Origin of the sequence: Christiangramia aquimixticola (assembly GCF_048285835.1) — a bacterium.
In the GTDB taxonomy this organism is placed as follows: domain Bacteria; phylum Bacteroidota; class Bacteroidia; order Flavobacteriales; family Flavobacteriaceae; genus Christiangramia; species Christiangramia aquimixticola.
In genome coordinates this window covers 1-633 of record NZ_JBLVTL010000017.1, presented here as the reverse complement: position 1 = coordinate 633, position 633 = coordinate 1, and the positions used below count along the sequence as shown (strand labels likewise).

General features: G+C 43.6%; 1 protein-coding gene. It reads right to left on the bottom strand.

What is annotated here, in order from left to right; translation table 11 throughout:
* Window positions 1-633: efflux RND transporter periplasmic adaptor subunit (locus tag ACNKXV_RS13280; protein ID WP_417908225.1), on the bottom strand; the 633-nt coding region annotated here is incomplete at both ends.

Here is a 633-nt window from a genome sequence, read left to right as displayed (position 1 = left end):
GGATCGATGAAATCTATCTTCCCTTCAAAGGTTTTACCGGGAATAGATTGAACGGTATATTCTACCATACTTCCTTCTTTTACCCAGTTAAGGTCGGTTTCATAAAGATCGAAAAGGATCCACAGCTTATCCAGATTGGCGATCTGGTAAATAGGCATCCCACGTTCAAGATAATCTCCCTGCTCGGCCATTAATTCGGTTACCACTCCGCTAACATCTGCGGTAATAGGAAATCTTTCAATTGGCTCGCCCCGGGTTAACATCCTGTCAATCTGCGCATCACTTATCTTCCAGTTCCTTAATTTTTGTTTGGCCGCGGCAAACAGTTCCGGCTGACTTTCTTTAATATCCTGGGCCTGTAATAATTCCTCCTGTGCAGTAACCAATTCCGGAGAATAAATAGTGGCAAGGCTTTGACCCCTGCTTACTTTTTCCCCGGTAAAATTCACTCTTAACTGCTCTATTCTTCCGGGAATATGGGTAGCCTGAGTATAAGAACTTCTTTCGTCAACCTCAACTTTCCCGTTCAATCTAAGTTCTTTTGAAGCCTCGCCGGTTCCTACCGTCATGGTGGAAATATTGGCCAGTTTCATCGCATTTTCACTCAGTTTAAACATATCTGCATCCAGGGAA